Annotated in this window: 13 protein-coding genes; 9 read left to right on the forward strand and 4 right to left on the reverse strand. The window is 39.9% G+C overall.

The window, feature by feature from the left end; all coding sequences use genetic code 11:
* Window positions 1-427 precede the first annotated feature (427 nt).
* Together ATS75_RS18565 and ATS75_RS18570 are read left to right on the forward strand one after the other, a co-directional pair.
* Window positions 428-2,365, forward strand: coding sequence for a BspA family leucine-rich repeat surface protein (locus ATS75_RS18565; protein WP_058561917.1), 1,938 nt, complete (start codon window positions 428-430; stop codon window positions 2,363-2,365).
* A 202-nt stretch (window positions 2,366-2,567) separates the two neighbouring features.
* Window positions 2,568-3,041, forward strand: coding sequence for a GNAT family N-acetyltransferase (locus tag ATS75_RS18570; protein ID WP_058561918.1), 474 nt, complete (start codon window positions 2,568-2,570; stop codon window positions 3,039-3,041).
* A 122-nt stretch (window positions 3,042-3,163) separates the two neighbouring features.
* Here ATS75_RS18570 and ATS75_RS18575 read toward each other — a convergent pair whose 3' ends face one another.
* Complete coding sequence (locus ATS75_RS18575; RefSeq protein ID WP_235591211.1) at window positions 3,164-4,459, reverse strand: sensor histidine kinase; 1,296 nt, start codon at window positions 4,457-4,459, stop codon at window positions 3,164-3,166.
* Entirely contained in the window at window positions 4,456-5,805 is a 1,350-nt protein-coding gene (locus ATS75_RS18580; protein WP_058561919.1) for a sigma-54-dependent transcriptional regulator, read from the reverse strand. Before ATS75_RS18580 ends, ATS75_RS18575 begins: the two co-directional genes overlap by 4 nt.
* Window positions 5,806-6,150: 345 nt before the next feature.
* Between ATS75_RS18580 and ATS75_RS18585 the strand changes: the two genes are divergently transcribed.
* From ATS75_RS18585 to ATS75_RS18595, 3 genes are all read left to right on the forward strand, one after another.
* Window positions 6,151-7,401 (forward strand): HlyD family secretion protein, encoded by a 1,251-nt coding sequence (locus ATS75_RS18585; RefSeq protein ID WP_058561920.1) that lies wholly within the window; start codon window positions 6,151-6,153, stop codon window positions 7,399-7,401.
* A 17-nt stretch (window positions 7,402-7,418) separates the two neighbouring features.
* Window positions 7,419-8,156: an ABC transporter ATP-binding protein gene (locus tag ATS75_RS18590; RefSeq protein WP_058561921.1), complete on the forward strand. Its 738-nt coding sequence runs from the start codon at window positions 7,419-7,421 to the stop codon at window positions 8,154-8,156.
* 85 nt (window positions 8,157-8,241) lie between these two features.
* A complete protein-coding gene (locus tag ATS75_RS18595) occupies window positions 8,242-10,677 on the forward strand; it encodes an ABC transporter permease (RefSeq protein ID WP_058561922.1) in 2,436 nt (811 codons plus the stop codon).
* Between the two features lie 36 nt (window positions 10,678-10,713).
* Here ATS75_RS18595 and ATS75_RS18600 read toward each other — a convergent pair whose 3' ends face one another.
* The gene (locus tag ATS75_RS18600; protein WP_058561923.1) at window positions 10,714-13,875 is read right to left on the reverse strand and encodes an HD domain-containing phosphohydrolase; all 3,162 of its coding nucleotides are present in this window, start codon (window positions 13,873-13,875) and stop codon (window positions 10,714-10,716) included.
* A gap of 530 nt (window positions 13,876-14,405) precedes the next feature.
* Here ATS75_RS18600 and ATS75_RS18605 point away from each other — a divergent pair.
* The 4 genes from ATS75_RS18605 (at window position 14,406) to ATS75_RS18620 (ending at window position 17,765) form a co-directional block, all read left to right on the forward strand.
* Window positions 14,406-15,401, forward strand: a complete 996-nt coding sequence (locus ATS75_RS18605) for a fatty acid desaturase (RefSeq protein ID WP_058561924.1) — start codon at window positions 14,406-14,408, stop codon at window positions 15,399-15,401.
* Between the two features lie 83 nt (window positions 15,402-15,484).
* On the forward strand, window positions 15,485-15,865 hold the full coding sequence (locus ATS75_RS18610; RefSeq protein WP_058561925.1) for a VOC family protein: 381 nt from the start codon (window positions 15,485-15,487) through the stop codon (window positions 15,863-15,865).
* 49 nt (window positions 15,866-15,914) lie between these two features.
* On the forward strand, window positions 15,915-16,166 hold the full coding sequence (locus ATS75_RS18615) for a TIGR03643 family protein (protein WP_058561926.1): 252 nt from the start codon (window positions 15,915-15,917) through the stop codon (window positions 16,164-16,166).
* 459 nt (window positions 16,167-16,625) lie between these two features.
* Window positions 16,626-17,765: a Na/Pi symporter gene (locus tag ATS75_RS18620; protein WP_058561927.1), complete on the forward strand. Its 1,140-nt coding sequence runs from the start codon at window positions 16,626-16,628 to the stop codon at window positions 17,763-17,765.
* Window positions 17,766-17,823: 58 nt separating this feature from the next.
* Here ATS75_RS18620 and ATS75_RS18625 read toward each other — a convergent pair whose 3' ends face one another.
* The gene (locus tag ATS75_RS18625; protein ID WP_082665526.1) at window positions 17,824-19,041 is read right to left on the reverse strand and encodes an MFS transporter; all 1,218 of its coding nucleotides are present in this window, start codon (window positions 19,039-19,041) and stop codon (window positions 17,824-17,826) included.
* Window positions 19,042-19,250 lie beyond the last annotated feature (209 nt).

The following is a 19,250-nucleotide window of genomic DNA, read 5'->3' on the forward strand; positions in this document are numbered from 1 at the left end:
TTTTTTATGCCTATAGAAAAGTGCAATTCGGACTCGAGCGCCACTTGGAGTGGCACTGTTACGAGTTAAAGCCCGCCCGCTGGGTGAGAGTAAACCGAAACATAGTTTCGCAGTTGCTCGAAGTGAGTTCATGGATGAACGAAGGATGCAGCTTCATGGATGAATTATGATCTCAAGTTTAAAAATGAAATGCGGACTCGAGCGCCACTTAAAATAAGATTATTACGATCCACCATCGTTTTTAGTCAGTTTGTGTTGTTTTAACCTTCCCTTATGCAGATTGAAAAACTTATCATCAATAGTTTATTGGTAAATAAATACAAATTACCCAATATGGGTATGGTAGAGTGCTCGGTCTAACTCTATTTTTACTTTATTACTTACCCTTACTCAAGTTCGTACATTGAGGCATTTTAAAGGAAAGAAAATGACGACTAATCGCTTATTTATCTTTAAGCATATTTTTATTTTGTGCATTCTGTTTACATTATCTGCTTGTGGCGGTGGCTCTGGTGGTGCAGAAAAAGCTGACACAGAAACTAATTCAAACCTAGATACAACCGCGCCTGTGATTACTTTAAACGGTTCGCAAGCTATTACGCTCAATATAGGCAATAGCTACCAAGAGTATGGTGCATCTGCTTCAGATGATAAGGATGGTAGCGTCAGTGTTAGCGTGTCAGGCTCTTTGAACCTGAATCAAGCTGGTGTATATACGTTTACATACACAGCGACTGATAGCGCGGGAAATTCTTCAAGTATAATTAGAACAATTACAGTAGTTGCACCCGATGATACACAAGCGCCGAATATAACGTTGAATGGTGAAAAGTCTATTTTTCTTGAGCTGGGCGAATCATACCAAGAGCTAGGAGCCCAAGCACAAGATAATGTGGATGGAACAGTGAGTGTTGCTATTTCAGGCGCTGTGGACGAAAGCACGCCCGGCGACTACACAATTACATACACCGCAGTCGACTCCGCTAGTAATACGAGTTCAATTACCCGAAACGTGACGGTACTTGACGCTAAAGATACCTCGCCACCGCTGCTTACTCTCATTGGTAAAGCGTATATTAAGTTATTCTTAAATGAAGAGTACTCAGAGCAAGGGGCGTCGGCACTTGATGACTTTGATGGTGCAATCAGTGCAACAGTATTTGGTGAAGTGGATGTTAATAATACAGGTGTATACATAGTTACCTACACTGCAACAGATAAAGCAGGAAACACGGCAAGTATTGAGCGCACTGTTGAGGTGGTTATACCTCGTGAATTTATCACAACCTGGAAAACGGATAATACACAACTGTTCTCCACAGATGCCAATACAATTAAAATTACAACGAAAGGTGAGGGTTATAACTTCCAGATAGAGTGGGGCGATGGCACTATCGACCGCAATGTTGTTAATACAATTACCCACACATACGACACCAGCGGGACCTATACCATTAAAATAAGTGGTGATTTCCCACGTTTTTACTTTGATGAAACGCAAGCTGATTGGAACAAATTATTAACCGTAGAGCAGTGGGGTGATATTCGTTGGTCATCAATGGAGCGTGCATTTATAAACTGCGCTAACCTTGTTATTAATGCCTTAGATACACCTGACTTATCAAACGTAACGAATCTCTCTTACATGTTTTCGTATGCGCAATCGTTCAATCAAGACATAAACGATTGGGATGTTTCTACTATTACAGATATGACCGGTCTGTTTCAAGGAGCTATTTTATTTGACCAACCTCTTGAAAGTTGGGATGTGTCTCGTGTTGTAAGAATGGGGTACATGTTTGATGGTGCAACGAACTTTAATCAAGATATTAGCCATTGGGATACAGCGAGCTTAAAAGACATGATACGCATGTTTAATAATGCCAGCCAATTCAACCAACCAATTGGCAGGTGGACAGTTGGCGGTGTTTATAGGATGACAGGACTATTTGCTAATGCAGAGTCGTTTAATCAAGACTTAGGTGATTGGAAAGTTGGGTTTGTATTTTATATGGGCAATCTGTTTGATGGTGCATCAGCATTTAATCAAAACATTGGTCGCTGGAATGTGTCTGGTGTTGCCTATATGAACAGTATGTTTCGCAATGCGGTTTCATTTGATCAAAACTTAAGTGATTGGGATATTTCTAACCTCAGTGATATGCGCAGTATGTTTGAAGGGATTGCATTGTCAGTTGAAAACTACGATGCCTTACTCAATGGGTGGAGTAAGTTATCAGCACCACCGCAAAAAATTGGTTTTCATGCAGGTAATAGCCAGTACTCTGAAGCTGGAAAAACCGGACGCGACATCTTAACAGGTATACACGAATGGAATATTGCTGATGGCGGATTAGTGCAATAGCAATTTAACCAGTAAGCTGTGTTGTTCTCAATTTAGAGCTTCGCAGCTTTTACTGGCACCACAGAAAGAGCAGAGAGAACAAGCGCCCTATTATGTAAGTGTAAATTTAGTGGGCGCTTATGAGTGACGTTAATAAGCCTGTTTAAAAACGCCATACACTGATAAGTTGAACTGTAAAATAAGACGATACAGAGCTTACCCATTGATTAAAAAGTTAGATAACGCAAGTGATTTAGTCGCGAAGCAAATACACACTACTTTTCAACGCGCGTATCAAATTGAAGCTAAGTTAATCGGTACGTATAACTTCCCACCTTTATCGCGCACTGTTACTCATATACAAAGTTCGCAAACGCTTTTTTATGGATTTTATGACGATACGCAGCTCGCGGGGGTTATTGAGCTGGAAAGTAATGATAATCAATTAGAAATTGATAGCTTAGTGGTCGACCCTGAACACTTTCGCAAAGGTATTGCGAATAGATTAATGCACTTTGTACTTAATGACTTCGCGAGTACCGCTCCAATTAAGCCAACGACTATTGTTGTTGAAACCGCTGTAGTAAACGAATCCGCGATTAGGTTATATAAAAAACATGACTTTGTAGAGTTTAAACGATGGACCCCAGAACACGGCATTGAAAAGCTAGCGCTGATCAGAAGTGAGAGTGCTTAACTTAAAAACTCCCGTTTAAGTTAGACTTTTTACTAAAGTTAATGAGGTATGTTTACATGCCTAATTCAAGCTTTTTACTAATAAAGCTAATCGCTCTTCAAGGTACTTCTGTTCGAATCGAGCTAAACAGGTAACAATATTGTTGCGATTACGCCTAGGTGTTTTTCTTTATTCGCTAAACTCAAACTACCATGATGCTGCTCTATCACGTTGCGACAAAAGCTCAGACCAATCCCTTGCCCGTGTTGTTTGGTAGTGTAAAAAGGCACAAAAATATTGTCAGGGTTGGCAAGGCCTTGTCCGTTGTCGTCAACGGTGATGCAGTTTACTCTGCCCTGCTGGTGAATGCTTAGTGCAATTTTCACCGGTGGAGTGCTGGCTTCAATGGCATTTTTTATCAAGTTGATCATCACTTGATGAATAAATGTGCGATCGGCTTTAAAGGTTGTGGCATTAGCTATGCAGCTAAATTCAGTATCAGGGTAAATTGCACTGACTTGTTTTAAAAATGCAGCTGTGTCTATTTCAACTATATTGAGTGCCAGTGGTTTATTTATATCACCATAGCGAGTGACAAATTCATTAAGGTAATTACAGCGTTCACTTATTACATTAAGTGCTTGTACTTGTCGTGGTTCGGTGAGCTTCACGGCGAGATTTTCAGCCATTGCAGTAACAGGGGTGAGTGAGTTACGGATTTCGTGACCCAGTACGCGAATAATTTGCTGCCATGCTTGCAGTTGGTTTTCTCGAAGTGCAGAAGTGATGTCGATCATAACAATAAGTTGATGGCAGCTGCCTTGCTCTATAAATTCACTGTGGCGTATTTGCCATTGCTGGGCTGTAATAACATCGCTAAATTGCCAATGCGCGTCTTGCTTTGTAAGCCCTAATTGTTCGGCGCTTGAATAGCGTAAAGTTTGCCATTGAGTCTGTTTAAATTCGCTAAACGCATTATTGGCATAGTTGAGTTTATTATGTTGATCGAGCACCATGATAGGCACATTAAAATGCTCAATTAATTGGTACACCAAAAAAACATGCTGATCATATCGCGATTTCTTTTTAAACAACTCTTCACTTAGTGAAATCAAACTTTGCTGTAATTGGTGAATACTCCCTGCTTGATAACTGGGTTTAACGAGCTGGTTATAATCTTCGTTTAAAATGGCATCTAAATGGGCATGATTGCGGTTAAAGCTGTTGATTACTTTTTTGTAGGTACGAATAAACAGCTTAAAGTAAATACCTAAAAATAAGAGTGAGAACCCAGCTGAAGTAACAATAGATAACGCAAAATACTGAGCAATCAAGTAGCTGCCTAGTGTGGCAAAAAGACCGCTTAATAGCGCAAAGCCGATTAAGCTGCGCTCAAGCGATGATTGATAAAGGCAACTCGGTTTTATCGTGTTTTTCATCCAGTAATACCGTACTTTTCTAGGCGACGATACATAGATGATTTACCTAAACCTAATAACTTAGCGGCATTAGGGATATGTCCTTGAGTTTGCTTAAGGGCTAGATCAATTAATTGGCGCTCTGCGTGCTCTAGTGTCATAAGTGGTAATGTGCTATTGCTTTGATTGCTTTGCAGGTTTAAGTCATTAGCGGTCAATATGTCGTTTGTTGCCAGCAATATTGCCCGTTCTATCACATGGCTTAACTCGCGTACATTACCCGGCCAAGAGTAGTGGTTTAATGCCTGTTTAGCGCATTCGCTTAGGGTCAGTACTGCGCTTGAGTATTTTTTAGCGTGTAAATTTATAAAGTGCTCGCATAAAGGCACTATATCTTCAATGCGTTCACGCAATGGCGGTACGACAAATTCCAACGTGTTTACCCGGTAGTATAAATCCTCTCTAAACTGGCCTTGATTTATCAGTGTGGCAATATCGCCATTGGTAGCGCATATTAAACGCACATTAGTTTTTTGGGTTTGACTCGAACCGACCATTTCAAACTCTTGGCTTTCAAGTACCCGCAATAGCTTAGCTTGTTGTGGCAGCGGTATATTGGCTATTTCATCTAGAAATAAGCTACCGTTATCGGCCAGCTCAAAGCGCCCAATACGCTCACTTTTGGCATCGGTAAATGCGCCTTTTTTATGGCCAAACATTTCGCTTTCAAATAACGATTCAACAATGGCTCCCATATTTACTGCGATAAACGGGTGTGTATGACGCGAAGACTGCTGATGAAGCCATTGTGCTAGCTGGCTTTTACCTGTGCCATTTTCACCTGTCAGTAAAATATTAGCATCGGTTTTCGCCACTTTAGTTAACTGGCTTATTAGTTGTTGCATAGCGCGTGACTGATACACAAATGCAGGCGTGTCATGATCACTAAGCTGTTGCTGCAATTTTTGGTTTTGTTTATTTAACTTTTTAAGCGTTAGTTGTTGATCAACTAGTTTTAATAAGCGCTGGTTTTGCCATGGTTTTTCAATAAAGTCACACGCACCGTGTTGTATAGCACGCACCGCCAGATCTACGCTCGACCATGCCGTCATTGCAATGACGGGAATATCTAATTGTTGTTTATGTAAGTGCTTTAAAAACGCCATACCTTCGTCACCCGAGGTTGTGTCGCGAGTAAAATTCATATCAAGCAAAATAAGGTCAATTGTCAGGCTGTCTTCAATCAGAGTATGTGCTGTAAAGGGCGAGTCGCACTCGAGTACCTGATAGCCGTTATCCTCTAATATAAAACGCGCGCTTAGGCGAATTTCAGGGCTATCTTCGATGATCAAAATAGTGGCAGACATAAACTTCCAAATCGGTGAATAAGCGCAGCATGATTGTAGCGTATAGCGATTTCTATGCCAGTGATTTTATTATTGTATTTCAGCTTGTTAGTTATTTAAAGGTGGTTATATAAGGTGTTTTATTCCGATTTCGGACTCTTTGAGTCCGATTTTGGGGTTGCAGTATTAAGTGTATTGAAATCGTTAGTGCCTGAGCAGTTTCAAACTGGCACTGGGTAGTCCGGTATCGCCGCTTTATAAGGCTTTTTATACAGTGAATATCTTTAATTTGTTGTATTTATTGGTTTTTAATGTTGGCACGTGTTTCGCTTTAGCTTACATATACAAAGCATAATACGGTGCAAGATGGACATAGTAAAAACAAAAGTAGTAAAGCAGTTATCGCTCTGGCATAAGCTCGTTTTATTACTGGCTGTTATTTTAATTGTAGGAGTGATTTATCAACGCAATAGTCAAGCGAGTGTGTCTGTATCGCGCAGCAATATCATTATTAGTGATGTACGCCAAGGTGCGCTTTCCATTACGGTTACAGGTTATGGTGAGCTTAAATCTGCGCAGCAGCAATTATTAACAGCAAAAACTCCCGCCACAGTACAGGCTATTTTATTAAAGCCCGGTGCAATTGTGACCAGTGACTCAATCATAGTGCAATTAGCCAATCCAGCGCTTGAGCAACAGCTCAAAAGTGCGCAACAAGAGCTTAATAAACTCAATGCTAATTTACGTCAGTTAAGATTAAACAATACCCGCGAGCAATTAAACGAACTTTCTGATGTGGCACAAAGCCATGCTGCTTATGAAAATGCCAAACTAAAATTAAAAGCCGAAACCAGTTTAGTTGAACAGGGGATCGTCTCAACACTTAATTATCAGCGTAGTAGATTAGATGAGCAACAACTAAGTCAGCAATTAGCGATAGCGAAGCAACGTGCAGAGCAACTTGAAGCTGTGCACATAGAGTCTGAAAATATTCAGCTTGAGCAAATAAAACAGCAGCAAGGGGTTGTGGCTATGGCACAAACCCAGCTAGCTAATCTATCTGTTGCAGCGGGAATCGATGGCGTACTCCAGCGCTTACCGGTTGAGCTTGGGCAAAGTGTAAACGCAGGGCAAGAAATTGCGCTTATCGGCTCGGTTGATTCACTTATTGCGATAATTCAAGTTCCACAAAATCAAGTGGATGATATTCGATTAGGGCAGCTTGCCCATGTTGACACCCGTCGGGGGGTTGTTAAAGCAAAGGTCGCGCGCATCAGCCCTGTGGTGGTCAACAATACCGTAGAGGTCGAGTTATCGTTGCCTAAAGAGCTCCCTGAAAATGTTCGCCCGCAATTAACCGTTGATGCCAATATTAACGTTGCGCAATTAAAAAATGTTGCTTATATCGAGCGCCCTGCAAACGTTAAACCACACAGTGTAAGCGCGCTGTATCAGGTAAACGCACAGCAACAAAGTGCGTATTTAGTTGATGTTAAGTTTGGTCGCGAGGCTGGGCGCTTCATCGAAATACTCAGTGGTGCGCAGTTAGATCAGCAATTGATTATTTCAGATTTAACCAACCTTACTCGCCGTAATAGCGAAATTCTAATTAATTAATGAGCAGGACGAAAGTAATGACAGAGCAAAAAGTAACGAACACTCAATCGGATGTCGTATTAGCAATGAACGGAATTAGTAAGGTATTTGAAACACAAGAGCTGCAAACATACGCACTGCGCAGCATTGATTTGTGTATTTATCGCGGTGAATACTTGTCTATATCGGGGCCTTCTGGTTGTGGTAAATCAACATTACTTTCACTTTTGGGTTTACTTGATATGCCAACCAGCGGCGAATATTTTATTGAAGGTAAAAACGTGTCGTCACTTTCGCTAAATCAGGCTGCTGATATTCGCAATGCGAAAATAGGGTTTATTTTTCAGTCGTTTAATTTAATCGACGAGCTGAGTGTGTTTGACAATGTGGCATTACCACTGCGTTACCATCACACGAAACCGAGCAAACAAGTCATTGCTGAAAAAGTAAAGGCCTGCCTTGAAAAGGTGGGGCTTGGGCACCGTATGAGTCACACACCTAATCAGTTATCGGGTGGGCAGCAGCAACGTGTGGCGATCGCTCGGGCATTGGTGACAGAGCCTGCAATACTATTAGTGGATGAGCCGACAGGTAATTTAGACTCAAAATCGGGCGACCAAGTAATGCAAGTGCTAAGTGAATTACACGCCGCTGGCACCACTATTTGCATGGTGACACATGATCCGCGTTACAGTGATATGGCTACAAGGCAACTAAAGCTGCTAGATGGTGAAATGTTAGGTGCTTTGGGTATCAAAGAGCAGTTAAGTGCTTAAATAACTTGTTGAGAGAGTAAAATGAAATATCCAAAAGTAATAAAGTGCCAACGACTATTTAGATATAACTTAACGGAGTATTGCAATGACGTATAATTTAAAAAATGCATTACTTAATATAGCTAATCATAAAGTTTACAGCTTGAGTGTTGTTACAACGTTAAGCATTGTTTTATCAGCGTTAATTACAGTATTAACGCTTGCTTACATTATGCTATTAAAACCATTGCCATACCCTGAACAGGGGCGGCTAGTAAAAGCTGAATATGCTCAAATTGACCAAACAGGCTCACTCAATACCCGTGCTTTTAATTACCCAGCATTGATAGACCTATATAAAAACCATAATTTATTTGAACAAGCTGCATTGGTCTATTACGCCGAACAACGGCTCGATGATGTAGCGGGTTTGCCTATAGTAAACACCTCCTTTGTTACTCCACAGTGGTTTGAAATATTTGCTATTAAACTGCATTTAGGACGAGGTTTTACACAGGCTGAAGCCTTAGATAGTTTTAACCCTGTTGCAGTGATCAGTTATCAAGCATGGCAAAATGACTTTGCCAGTAAAGAAAGCATAATAGGTCAAACATTGAGTGTGGGCGGCCAACAATTCAAAATTATAGGTGTGGCTGCCGCAGATTTTAAATCGCCTGCACTGATTGAAACAGGCCAAATCACAGATGTGTGGTTGCCGTGGGATTACAATTTAACTTCAGCAGAGGCTAAACCAATTTGGTGGAATCGTTACTCGCGCAGCCATTTTGTGGCTAAGTTACCCAACGATATAAGTATTGAGCAGGCGAGTAAAAAGTTATCGCAGTATGTTGATAATGTATGGCAACAACATATTACGAACGAAGCATTTTTTGCGGATTGGCATATCGAACTTGAGCTTAACTCCTTGCAAAAAGTGATATTAAAAGAGACGCCACAAAATATTTATTGGCTGATTTTAGCCGTTGCAGGCTTGGTTTTTATTGCCTGTGTAAACATTAGTAATGTGTTTATTGTAAGAACAGCAGCGCGCAAGCACACATTGGCATTGAATGCGGCACTGGGCGCAACCCGATTTACTTTGTTTAAACAGTTTTGGCAGGAAATTGCCTTGCTAATTGGTTTGGCAAGTTTGATAGGGCTTGCGTTAGCAGCGTTTTTTTTAGTGACTCTGAGTGATTTTGCTATGGCGATATTACCGCGTGCTAATGAGCTTGCTATCAATAAAGTATCACTGCTGATAACATTGGTTAGTGGTTTAATATTAACCACGTTTTTTGCATTTCTGTGTACGCAGATTATAAATTATCAACAATTAATAACTAGTTTAAAATCAGCGGGCAAAGGTATGTCAGTACAGGTAGGTAAGCGTGTGTGGCAGGGCTTAGTCGCCTTTCAGGTCAGTGTTGCATGTACATTATTGTTTATTAACTTTTTAGTTTTTAGCGTAAATAAAAGTAATATTGACGAAGCCTTTACACTGCCACTTGAGCAATTAACGAGTTTAAAAGTTAACCTAGCAAGCCACCTGGCAGCAGATAGAGACAAGGCAAATCAATTACTAAAGCAAGTGGCTAACGAGGTAGCTTTATTACCAGGGGTAGCGCAAGTCAGTCGGTCTTCATCACCTATTAATGATAATTTAATTACTTGGTCATTAGTTGAAGTAGCTAGTAATCAAATCCTATTACCCTATGGAAAATCTGTTGATGAACTGTACTTCTCACTCCTGAAACAGCCCGTATTGCAAGGCCGTGGTTTTACAAGTGAAGATGTTGAAAGTAATGCAAATGTTATAATTATCAATGAAGTACTTGCAGAAAAAATGTCAAGTGATGGTAATGCACTGGGTATGCATTTAAGTTTTGATATAACTTCTGGGCGCGAAAACGATTTAGTCGTGATTGGTGTAGTTAAAGCAATGCCAATACCGGGAAAAACGTCGCTTGAGCCTAAAGCTTATCTTACTCGTGCAGGTTACAATTCATTTATCATCGAATTTAAACATACCCAGCACGTAACAAAAAATACGCTTAATACCTTATTACAATCAATTGATTCGGGCTTATCTATTCATCAATTGGAGCCATTAAGTGCACAGCGAAATAATGCGTTATTTCGTCAATATGTCGTATCAGGTACAACGTTGATGATTATCATTGCAACCATTGCTTTAACTAGTATTGGTATAATAGGCATTATGCGTTATTCAGTACTCTTAAGGCGTGCTGAAATTGGTATTCATTTGTGTGTTGGGGCAAAACCAATGGCACTGTTTTTGTTAGTGTTTAAGCAAAATGGCAGCGCAATCGTAACAGGAATACTACTCAGTATGGCGTTATTGCTGGCTTTACAGCAACCATTGCAATTCATTGCTGGTGGCATACCGCAAATTATGCAGTTTGCTATGTTATTTATGACGTTATTATTTGTAATCAGTCTTGGCGCACTGGCGTGTTATTTACCTTTAAGTGCCCAGTTAAAACACCCTGCAATTTACGGTGTACAAGGGTTACAACAGTAAAATCGGTGGTGTAAGGTGGCATATAGAATAGGGCATTTATGCCACCTTGGCATCATCTATAAACAAGGTGATATCAACTGGATCAATCTGTGAAGGGTCTAAATGCTGTCTGGCATACTCTAAATACACGCCAGAGGTTAAAAACAGCTCAAAGATATCCGCATCTATATGCTGGTCTTTTACCATATAAGACATGATTTTCAGTGATTCAGATAAACTTTTAGCTTTTTTATAAGGCCTGTCAGATGCTGTAAGTGCCTCAAAAATATCTGCAACAACTAAAATACGTTCAGGGATTGATAAGTCTTCTTTGTGTAGCTTGCGTGGGTAGCCAGTACCAATTAATGTTTCGTGATGGGTTGATGCCCAGCGCGGTACATTGGCTAAGTCATCAGGAAAGGGCAGGCTATCAAGCATTTTGATGGTGCTGATCATATGTTCATTGATTCTAAAGCGATCCTCAGGTGTTAACGTACCGCGTGAAATTGATAAGTTATAGAGCTCTCCCTTATCGGCTAATAATGTTGGGATATCCATTTTAATGCCAAATTTATCGGCATGTTCATGGGGGTGAAGGCGTTGTCTTTTATGCTCTGGTTTATCGCTTAATAGCATTTCAACACAAGGAAGGGGGCGTTTGTTTTTAGATTTATACTCAAGCTCTAACTCAGATAAGCCCAAAGTATCATCAAAATGTCTTTCCCAAGTAATAGCAGCAAGCTCTTCTAGGCGCTTGAGTTTATCTTCACTGAGGTATTCGCCGCCGAGGTTGCATTCAGCGATAAAACCAAAATCATCTTGTAGCTTGAGCTGCTTTCGTTTGAGTTCGGTTTTATAAAATGTCTGTGATTCAGGGTTAAGTTGAATATGTTGTTGATATTCAAGAAGTGCATCACGCCACAGTACCTCGAATCTCATACGTATTTCGTGAATGCGATTATAAATGGTTTCAAGCTTGGTGGCTTTATCAACAATATGCTCAGGAGTGGTAATTTTGCCGCAATCATGCAGCCAAGCCGCCATTCTAAACTCTCTGATCTGCTCTTTGGTTTGCAGCTTGAAGTTAGTAAAAATCCCTTGTTCTGATTTGTTAGCCGCTTGCGCCAGTAACATGCCTATTTCTGGTACGCGTTTACAATGCCCCGCCGTATAGGGAGACTTGTCATCAATCGCTTGCGCAATCAACTCAATAAATGACTCGAGTAAATTTGCTTGTTGTTGCTCGTGTTTTTTTATTGCATTAGCCATGTCATTTAACGAATGGCCAAGTTGGTCTAACTCTTTAATAGGGCATGGTTCAACGTTTACTTCATCAAACTTTCTTTGTTGAATTTTTTTGTTTTGAGCCATCAGTTTATGAATAGGCTGCACAATGGGCGCAGAAAAAACGTAGGACAGAGGAAGCAGGCAAAGCAAGCAAAGCGTTGTGATAATAATGGATAATGTTACTTCTTCTAATGTGTCGCCATAAACCAATTCGCTCGGAGTAATGATGGCGAAATAGCTCTGTTGCTTGTCATTTACTTTAACTGGACTGATGTAGAGGTACACGGGTTGACCATCCATATTGGCCTTGATAAGCGAGTTGTGCAGTGTAGGATTATCGATAGCATCAATTAAGGTTTTGTGGGGTACTGCGAATGTGTTTTGTGAATGTTTAGTTTTACTTATATCAGATAGCCATTTTTGTTTTAGATAGCGCTCTTGAGCAGGCGTAATTTTACTAAGCGCACGATTAATTATAGGCAGCAGGGGTTGCCATTCATTTTGAACCAAAAGGTGCAATGAAGAAGGGAATTGTGCATCGTCGAAAAACAGCGGCGGATTAATGTTAACGCCCTCTATAAAAAATTGAGAAGCCGTTTGTGCTAACGATAGGTGACTATCTAATCCCGCATTTGCTTTACCTTCTTTTACAGCAGCAAAAACGTCTCGAATAGTGTTTACTTCAAGGAGCGTTATAGATGGATACCTTTGTTTTAAAGGGGGGATAATAGACCACCCTTTCGCGATAGCCAGAGTCTGACCTGTCATTTCTGTTAGGTTTGTAATAACCGGCTGATCAGTGCGAGTAATGGTGGTAAAAGGCATATCCATAAAAGGTGCTGACACAGTGCCCATGGCAAGGTTTTCTGGAGTTTGGTAAACAGCTTGCAAGGCATCTAATTTTTTTTCTTTATATTTTTGGACTAATTCCGGCCAGGTAAATCCATTAATAAACTCTATTTTTATGCCTGTCATTTCAGTAATTAGATTAATCTTATCTACCGCGTAACCCATTGGTTGGCCCGATATCGCAAAATCAATAGGGCTCCAATCTTTGGAGTTTGAGATCAGCAATACCGGCATATTTTCAATCAGTTTTTTCTCATCACGACTCAAGGCAATTTTTGTAGACGTTAATACATGGTCATCAGTCACGCTTTGGACTTGATTAGTGGCAATAACCTCTCCGGTGGGTTGGTACAAATAAAGTTGACTTTCAATGGCCATATTATTTTTTGCTAAATAAGCAGAGAGGCTCGCTAATGCAATATCCACTCCTAAGATAGCATCGCTATTTTTCAGTTTTTTAGAATAAGTAAGCCCTGGCGCATCAAGAGATTGAAACTGATATGGTGCCGATTTATAAACTTGATGCGTATTTGCGCCAATGAACCAAGGGCGTACAGTGGGATCAAACGCATGAGGCGCTTTGGTTACCAAAGTGGCGTTTAACTGTTCATCTAAAAAAGTCAGTTGCCGGGTTGGGACTTCTCCTCGTTGAGGAAAGATCTCTATTTTAAGCCACTTGTCTGTTTGCTGCGCATTAAAGCGTTCTCTGGTGATCGATGTCGCGTCTAAATTAATAAGTTGAGTAAAGAGACCTGATTGATGACCTATAAAAATAGAATGATAAAGAGGGTTTCTTTCCATGGCTTTTGCCATCACATTGAGGTTCTCATTATCAAGGTTACGCTGACTATCAGCAGCCAGTAACTCAGTAAGTTTTGTAGCCCTGTGATCAATTGCAGCCAAATAATCGCCAGTGTATTTGGCCGACATATGAAATTGATTTAAGGCGCTCTTATTTGCATACTCCGTTGCAAAATAGTATTGCAGCATGATTGCTACCCCAGCGGTAATACAGGTGGCAATCACAAAGATAGAGAACAAAGTAAAACGGATTGATAGTTTAAAACCAAAAAGAGATGACATGACATTTCCTTGTCAATAAGTTACTGAATAGGCACATTCCATATATTTACAATCGACTTAAACATGCAACCATTCTAGTGCTAACAATGGTAGTCATTTTTCATTTAAAGCAACAACACGTCAAAAATGTTGCTTTGTTATCATTCTGCTATTCTGTTGCTAAAAACGGTCTGAATTTAATTCGATTGATATAAAAATAGGAAATAATAAGAAAAATACCAGTTAATATTGTTTTCTTTTTATACTTTTATGCATGTGAAACGGTTGTTTAGGTATAAGAACAGTGAGATGTAACCGTGTTTTGCTGATAGTTGTTGGAAGGCTGTTATCGTTCTATAAATTGTTGTAGAGATGAACAACTGAATTGAAAGTATTTATCTTGAGAGCATTCCTTGATTTAAATAACTCCATTTTGTAATTTACGCTTACCGCTTACCGCTTACCGCTTACCGCTTACCGCTTAGCTCGCTATAGCGGCGTGTTAATTATTCGGGTATCATTTGCGCAACGTTGATTATTAGTTGCTAGTTATGACCCCGTTGAGCGCCAAAGAAAATATTCAAGCCATTGTTAAAGCTATTAAAGCAGAAGAAGCTAAGCTTCGTCAGAAACATCCATTGTTAGCCCATCAAAACACGTTAGGGATGGCTATTTTATTACTCTCACTTAGTGCCTTGATTGGTGTAGGCACACTGTATTACCTTGCTATAATTCCTGCTTGGTTGTGTATCGTGTTAGCTGCGATTGCGACGTCAATCTCCCATGAACTGGAACATGACCTCATTCATAAGCAATACTTTAGTAAAAAACCTTTTTTGCATAATTTTATGATGTTAACAGTGTGGCTTATGCGACCAAACACTATTAGCCCTTGGTATCGTCGTCAAATGCATTTACATCACCATAAGGTGTCAGGCACGGAGCAAGATTTAGAAGAACGTTTAGTCGGTAACGGCATTAAAAATCCATTTTTACGCGCCTTGGTGATTGTGGATGGTTTGCTTGGTTTGTTAATAAATGCCAAGCGTTTCAGTAAAGAAATTAAAAACTTTAGCTTTTTAAGTGTATTTAATGCGGGTTTTCCGGTAACAACGGCTTACTTTGCCATTTTGTATAGTGTAATTGTGTTTCATTTGGTTAATTTATTTATGCCGCTTGAAGCTAATTCACCTGCTTTTGCGTTAGAAATTATGGCTGTATTTGAGTTTTTGATGGTGGTGTTGATTGTGCCTAATATTGTTCGCTCAAGTTCGCTGAACTTTGTTACGTCATCAATGCATTATTATGGCGGCGTTAATAACATGCTGGAGCAAACTCATGTAATAACTAGCCGTTTATTTGCCCCGTTTAACTTGTTCTGTTTTAACTTTGGTCACACCCATACTATTCATCATTTTGTGCCGAATCAGCCATTCTATTTACGCCAAATGATCAGTAAAAAGGTTCTTGAGGTTATGAAGAAACATGGGGTGCGGTTTAATGACTTTGCCAGTATCAAGCAGGCAAATCGTTATCAAGCTTCTTAATACCTAAGTGCAAATTACTAATTGACCTCAAGTTTGGTTAAGGTTTTAAAGTCGTTACCTAACTTTATATTTAGGTAGCGACTATGAACCTTAATCAAATCACTTTACCTGTCACTGACATTGAAAAAGCCAACGCTTTTTACCTGGCTTTGGGCTTTACGCAAATTGTAAAAACACCTCATTATTCGCGCTTTGAGTGCGCTAATCATGTTACATTTTCCTTAGTATTTACACATGACGTGGTTAGTCATGGGGCAACAATATACTTTGAAAGTAACACACTCACTGAGTGGGTTGAGCTACTAAAAGCTAAAGGCATTAAATTTGATACAGAGATTGTTGAGCAGCGTTACTTATGGCAGGAGGCTAGGCTGACAGACCCATCAGGAAACCAAATTAAGCTTTTTTGGGCCGGAGAAAACCGCTTAAATCCACCATGGCGAGTTGATATAAGTGTTCAATAAGGTGAGCTAAAGTAGAAATGACTGCGTATGAACATATTTTGGGTAAAATATGCAATTTAATGACAGTGAAACTTCTCGGATTATTGAAATGGCGTGGGAGGACCGCACACCCTTTGAAGCTATTGAAGACCTTTTTGGTTTAAGCCACCCACAGCTCGTTACTTTTATGCGCAATAATGTTTCCAGTGGTTCATTCAAAGTGTGGCGCAAACGTCACAGTGGTCGCACAACAAAGCATTTAAAGTTACGTGACCCAGCCATTATGCGCAGCCACTGTAAAACACAATACAAACATCGTTAGTGTGTTGTCCATCTAAGAAGGGGGCTTAATTGACCTAAAATTTTTGCCCTCATCTTTAAATGCTCCTCAATGACCTGCTTTTTGAATTGAAAAGCAACTCAATTTTGTTTTTTGCAATTTCAATCCGCTTCGTATTTATGACATTAGGCTATAAATCAACTCTTCCCTTAGACAGAAAAATACAATTTATTTAATAAATAGAATAATGAGAACTCAGTTGCTCTGTAAATCAATGTAAAGGTCGTTTGTATATTTAACCTTATGATAATATTTAACTATTTTTTATATCTCAGTCTTTTTTTATCTAAGTTAAGAGTTTTTACATTGTGAATGAAGGTTTTAAGAGCGCTCGTTAATTTGAGTGAAATATTTCTGTAATATTTAGGTGTTCTAATGCGCTCTGAAACAAAAACGTCATTAAAATGCCATATTCGGTAAGACAATAATTGAGATTTAAACATGAGTGAATCAAAGCAGAACACGCTATTAATTAAAACGCTTAACTGGGCAGCAATCGCCTTTTTAGTTTATTTAGTACTGGTTGCCGTAGGTACAGTCAGTGGTGGTTTTAAGTTAGCGTCAGGTGGTACACAAGGCGCGCAAGAAATTTTTGCATTTGCAACTAACCCGTTTATCGCTTTATTACTAGGTGCTTTAGCAACGGCTTTAGTGCAGTCTTCTTCTACTGTAACATCGGTTATCGTTGGTCTTGTGGCAGGTGGTTTACCTTTAAGTATTGCTATCCCAATGATAATGGGCGCAAATATTGGTACAACTATCACAAACACGTTGGTATCAATTGGTCATATTCGCTCAAAAGAAGAGTTTCAGCGTGCGTTTGCTGCCTCAACAGTTCATGACTTCTTTAACTTGTTCGCTGTTGCTATCTTTTTACCACTTGAAATCATGTTTGGTCTATTACAAAAGCTTTCAGCCATGTTATCGCATTTATTCGTGGGCGATGCTGACTTATCATTAAAGAGCTATAACTTTGTTAAACCTTTGGTAAAGCCTGCTGTGGGTGTAATCAAAGATGCATTTAGTTTCTTAGATACAAAAATGTTGGGTGCAGCAATGGTCGTTGCGGGTATCTTTTTAATCTTATTTGCAGTAACAACATTAGGTAAGCTTCTTAAAAAGGCGCTTGTTGGTAAAGCAAAAGACATTTTACATGGTGCAATTGGCCGTGGTCCAATCGCGGGTATTACATCAGGTGCAGCTGTAACGGTTATGGTGCAATCGTCGTCAACAACAACAAGCTTGATGATTCCACTTGCGGGCAGCGGTGTATTTACTACGCGTCAAATTTACCCATTCACATTAGGTGCAAATATTGGTACGACGATCACTGCATTATTGGCTGCAACGTCTATTACCGGTCCAATGGCTGAAGTGGCACTGACTATTGCACTTGTGCATGTTATGTTTAATGTGTTTGCTGTTGCGCTTATTTACGGTATTCCAGTATTACGTGAGATTCCAATTAAACTAGCTGAAAAGCTGGCTGAAGTAGGCACGAAGAACAAGTCGGCAGCACTGGGATATGTATTGGGTTCGTTCTTTGTTATACCCGGTTTAATCGTACTTGCGGTGCGCTAGTCAAACCAAAAAAATGATAAGAATGCGTTATATGGTTATCATATAGCGCATTTTTTATTTAGCGGGTTTCAATAGCCTGCTTCATCGTAATATTACGTCCCCCTAAATAGCCAAAGATTGCACAGAGTGCACTTGCTACAGTACACAACCACAATGTGGTCGCCCAGTTTCCAAAATAACTATGCAATGCCCCCGCAATAAGTGGCCCTGAGGCCGCGAGCAAATAACCTATACACTGTGCCATACCAGAAAGCGACGTCGCTTGTTGTGCATTATGAGTACGTAAACTAATAAACGACAAACCTAAGATAAAGCACGCACCTGAACAAAAGCCTAATGTAACTGTCCACAGGGCAGCAAACTCAGGGAAATAAAGCAGTCCAAGTGAGCATATTGCGGCTATTGATGCCAATAAGCTAGTTAAAATACGTTGATCGTTTAGTTTTGCTAGCAGTGGGATTAAGATAATGCCAGGGACTGCAGATGCTATCTGAAATGCTCCCTGCAGAGCACCAGCATGTTGAGCTGTGTGGCCAGCTTCAAGTAAAATGCTTGGCAACCAGCCAATTATGATATAAGTAAAAAATGAGTTTAAGCCCAGTAGTAAAGTAATTTGCCAAGCAAGTGCCTCTTGCCAAACCCTGTTGTTATGAGCACTCGTTAGTAAATCTTTGGTGGGTCTAGTGTGCGATTTTAATTGGGGTAACCAAATAATAATGCTAAGTATAGTGAGTAGCCCATAACAGGCTAAAGCGACTTGCCAACCAATATTTTTATACTCAGCTAATGGAATAATTAATGCTGAGTAACAGCCACCAAAAATCCCCATTGCCAGTACATAAGTAGATGTCATCACCGCCACTTTATGGGGGAAATCGCGTTTAATTAAGCTCGGTAGCAACACATTACCTATCGCAATACCGATGCCAATGATCGCTGTGCCTAAATATAGCATAGTGGCAGAGTCAATTAACCGTGATGCCAGACCAAGTCCAATTAGAATGAGTGCAATAAATAATGAGATTTCTAAGCCTTGTTTTTTAGCGATACTTGTTGCCATTGGACTAGCCAGTGCAAAAGCAATTAATGGTAACGTTGTCAGCATACCTGCTTGTGAGGGAGTTAAGTTAAAGCTAAAAATAATGTTATCAAGAACGGGTGCAAGCCCAGTAACCGGAGCACGCAAGTTTGCGGCAATACAGATGATGCCTAAAATTAAAATAACATAAGACAAGGCAGTACGTTTAATGGGAGTTGAATTCAAAATTAAAGTCATCAATAACAAAGAGGGGCGCGATTATAGCCTAGGCTATCCTTGCATAGATATAAAATAGGATGAGTCGGCATTTCATAAAATACCTAACCCATTAATTAAAGCCGCAGCACCTGAATTTACTGACTTTACTGACTTTAATAGGCTGTAATAAATGTTTGTTAGGGGGCGTAATCAAAACTAAGGTTAGTTTTAACTACATTGACCCAGCA

Origin of the sequence: Pseudoalteromonas sp. H105, assembly GCF_001469215.1 — a bacterium.
In the GTDB taxonomy this organism is placed as follows: domain Bacteria; phylum Pseudomonadota; class Gammaproteobacteria; order Enterobacterales; family Alteromonadaceae; genus Pseudoalteromonas.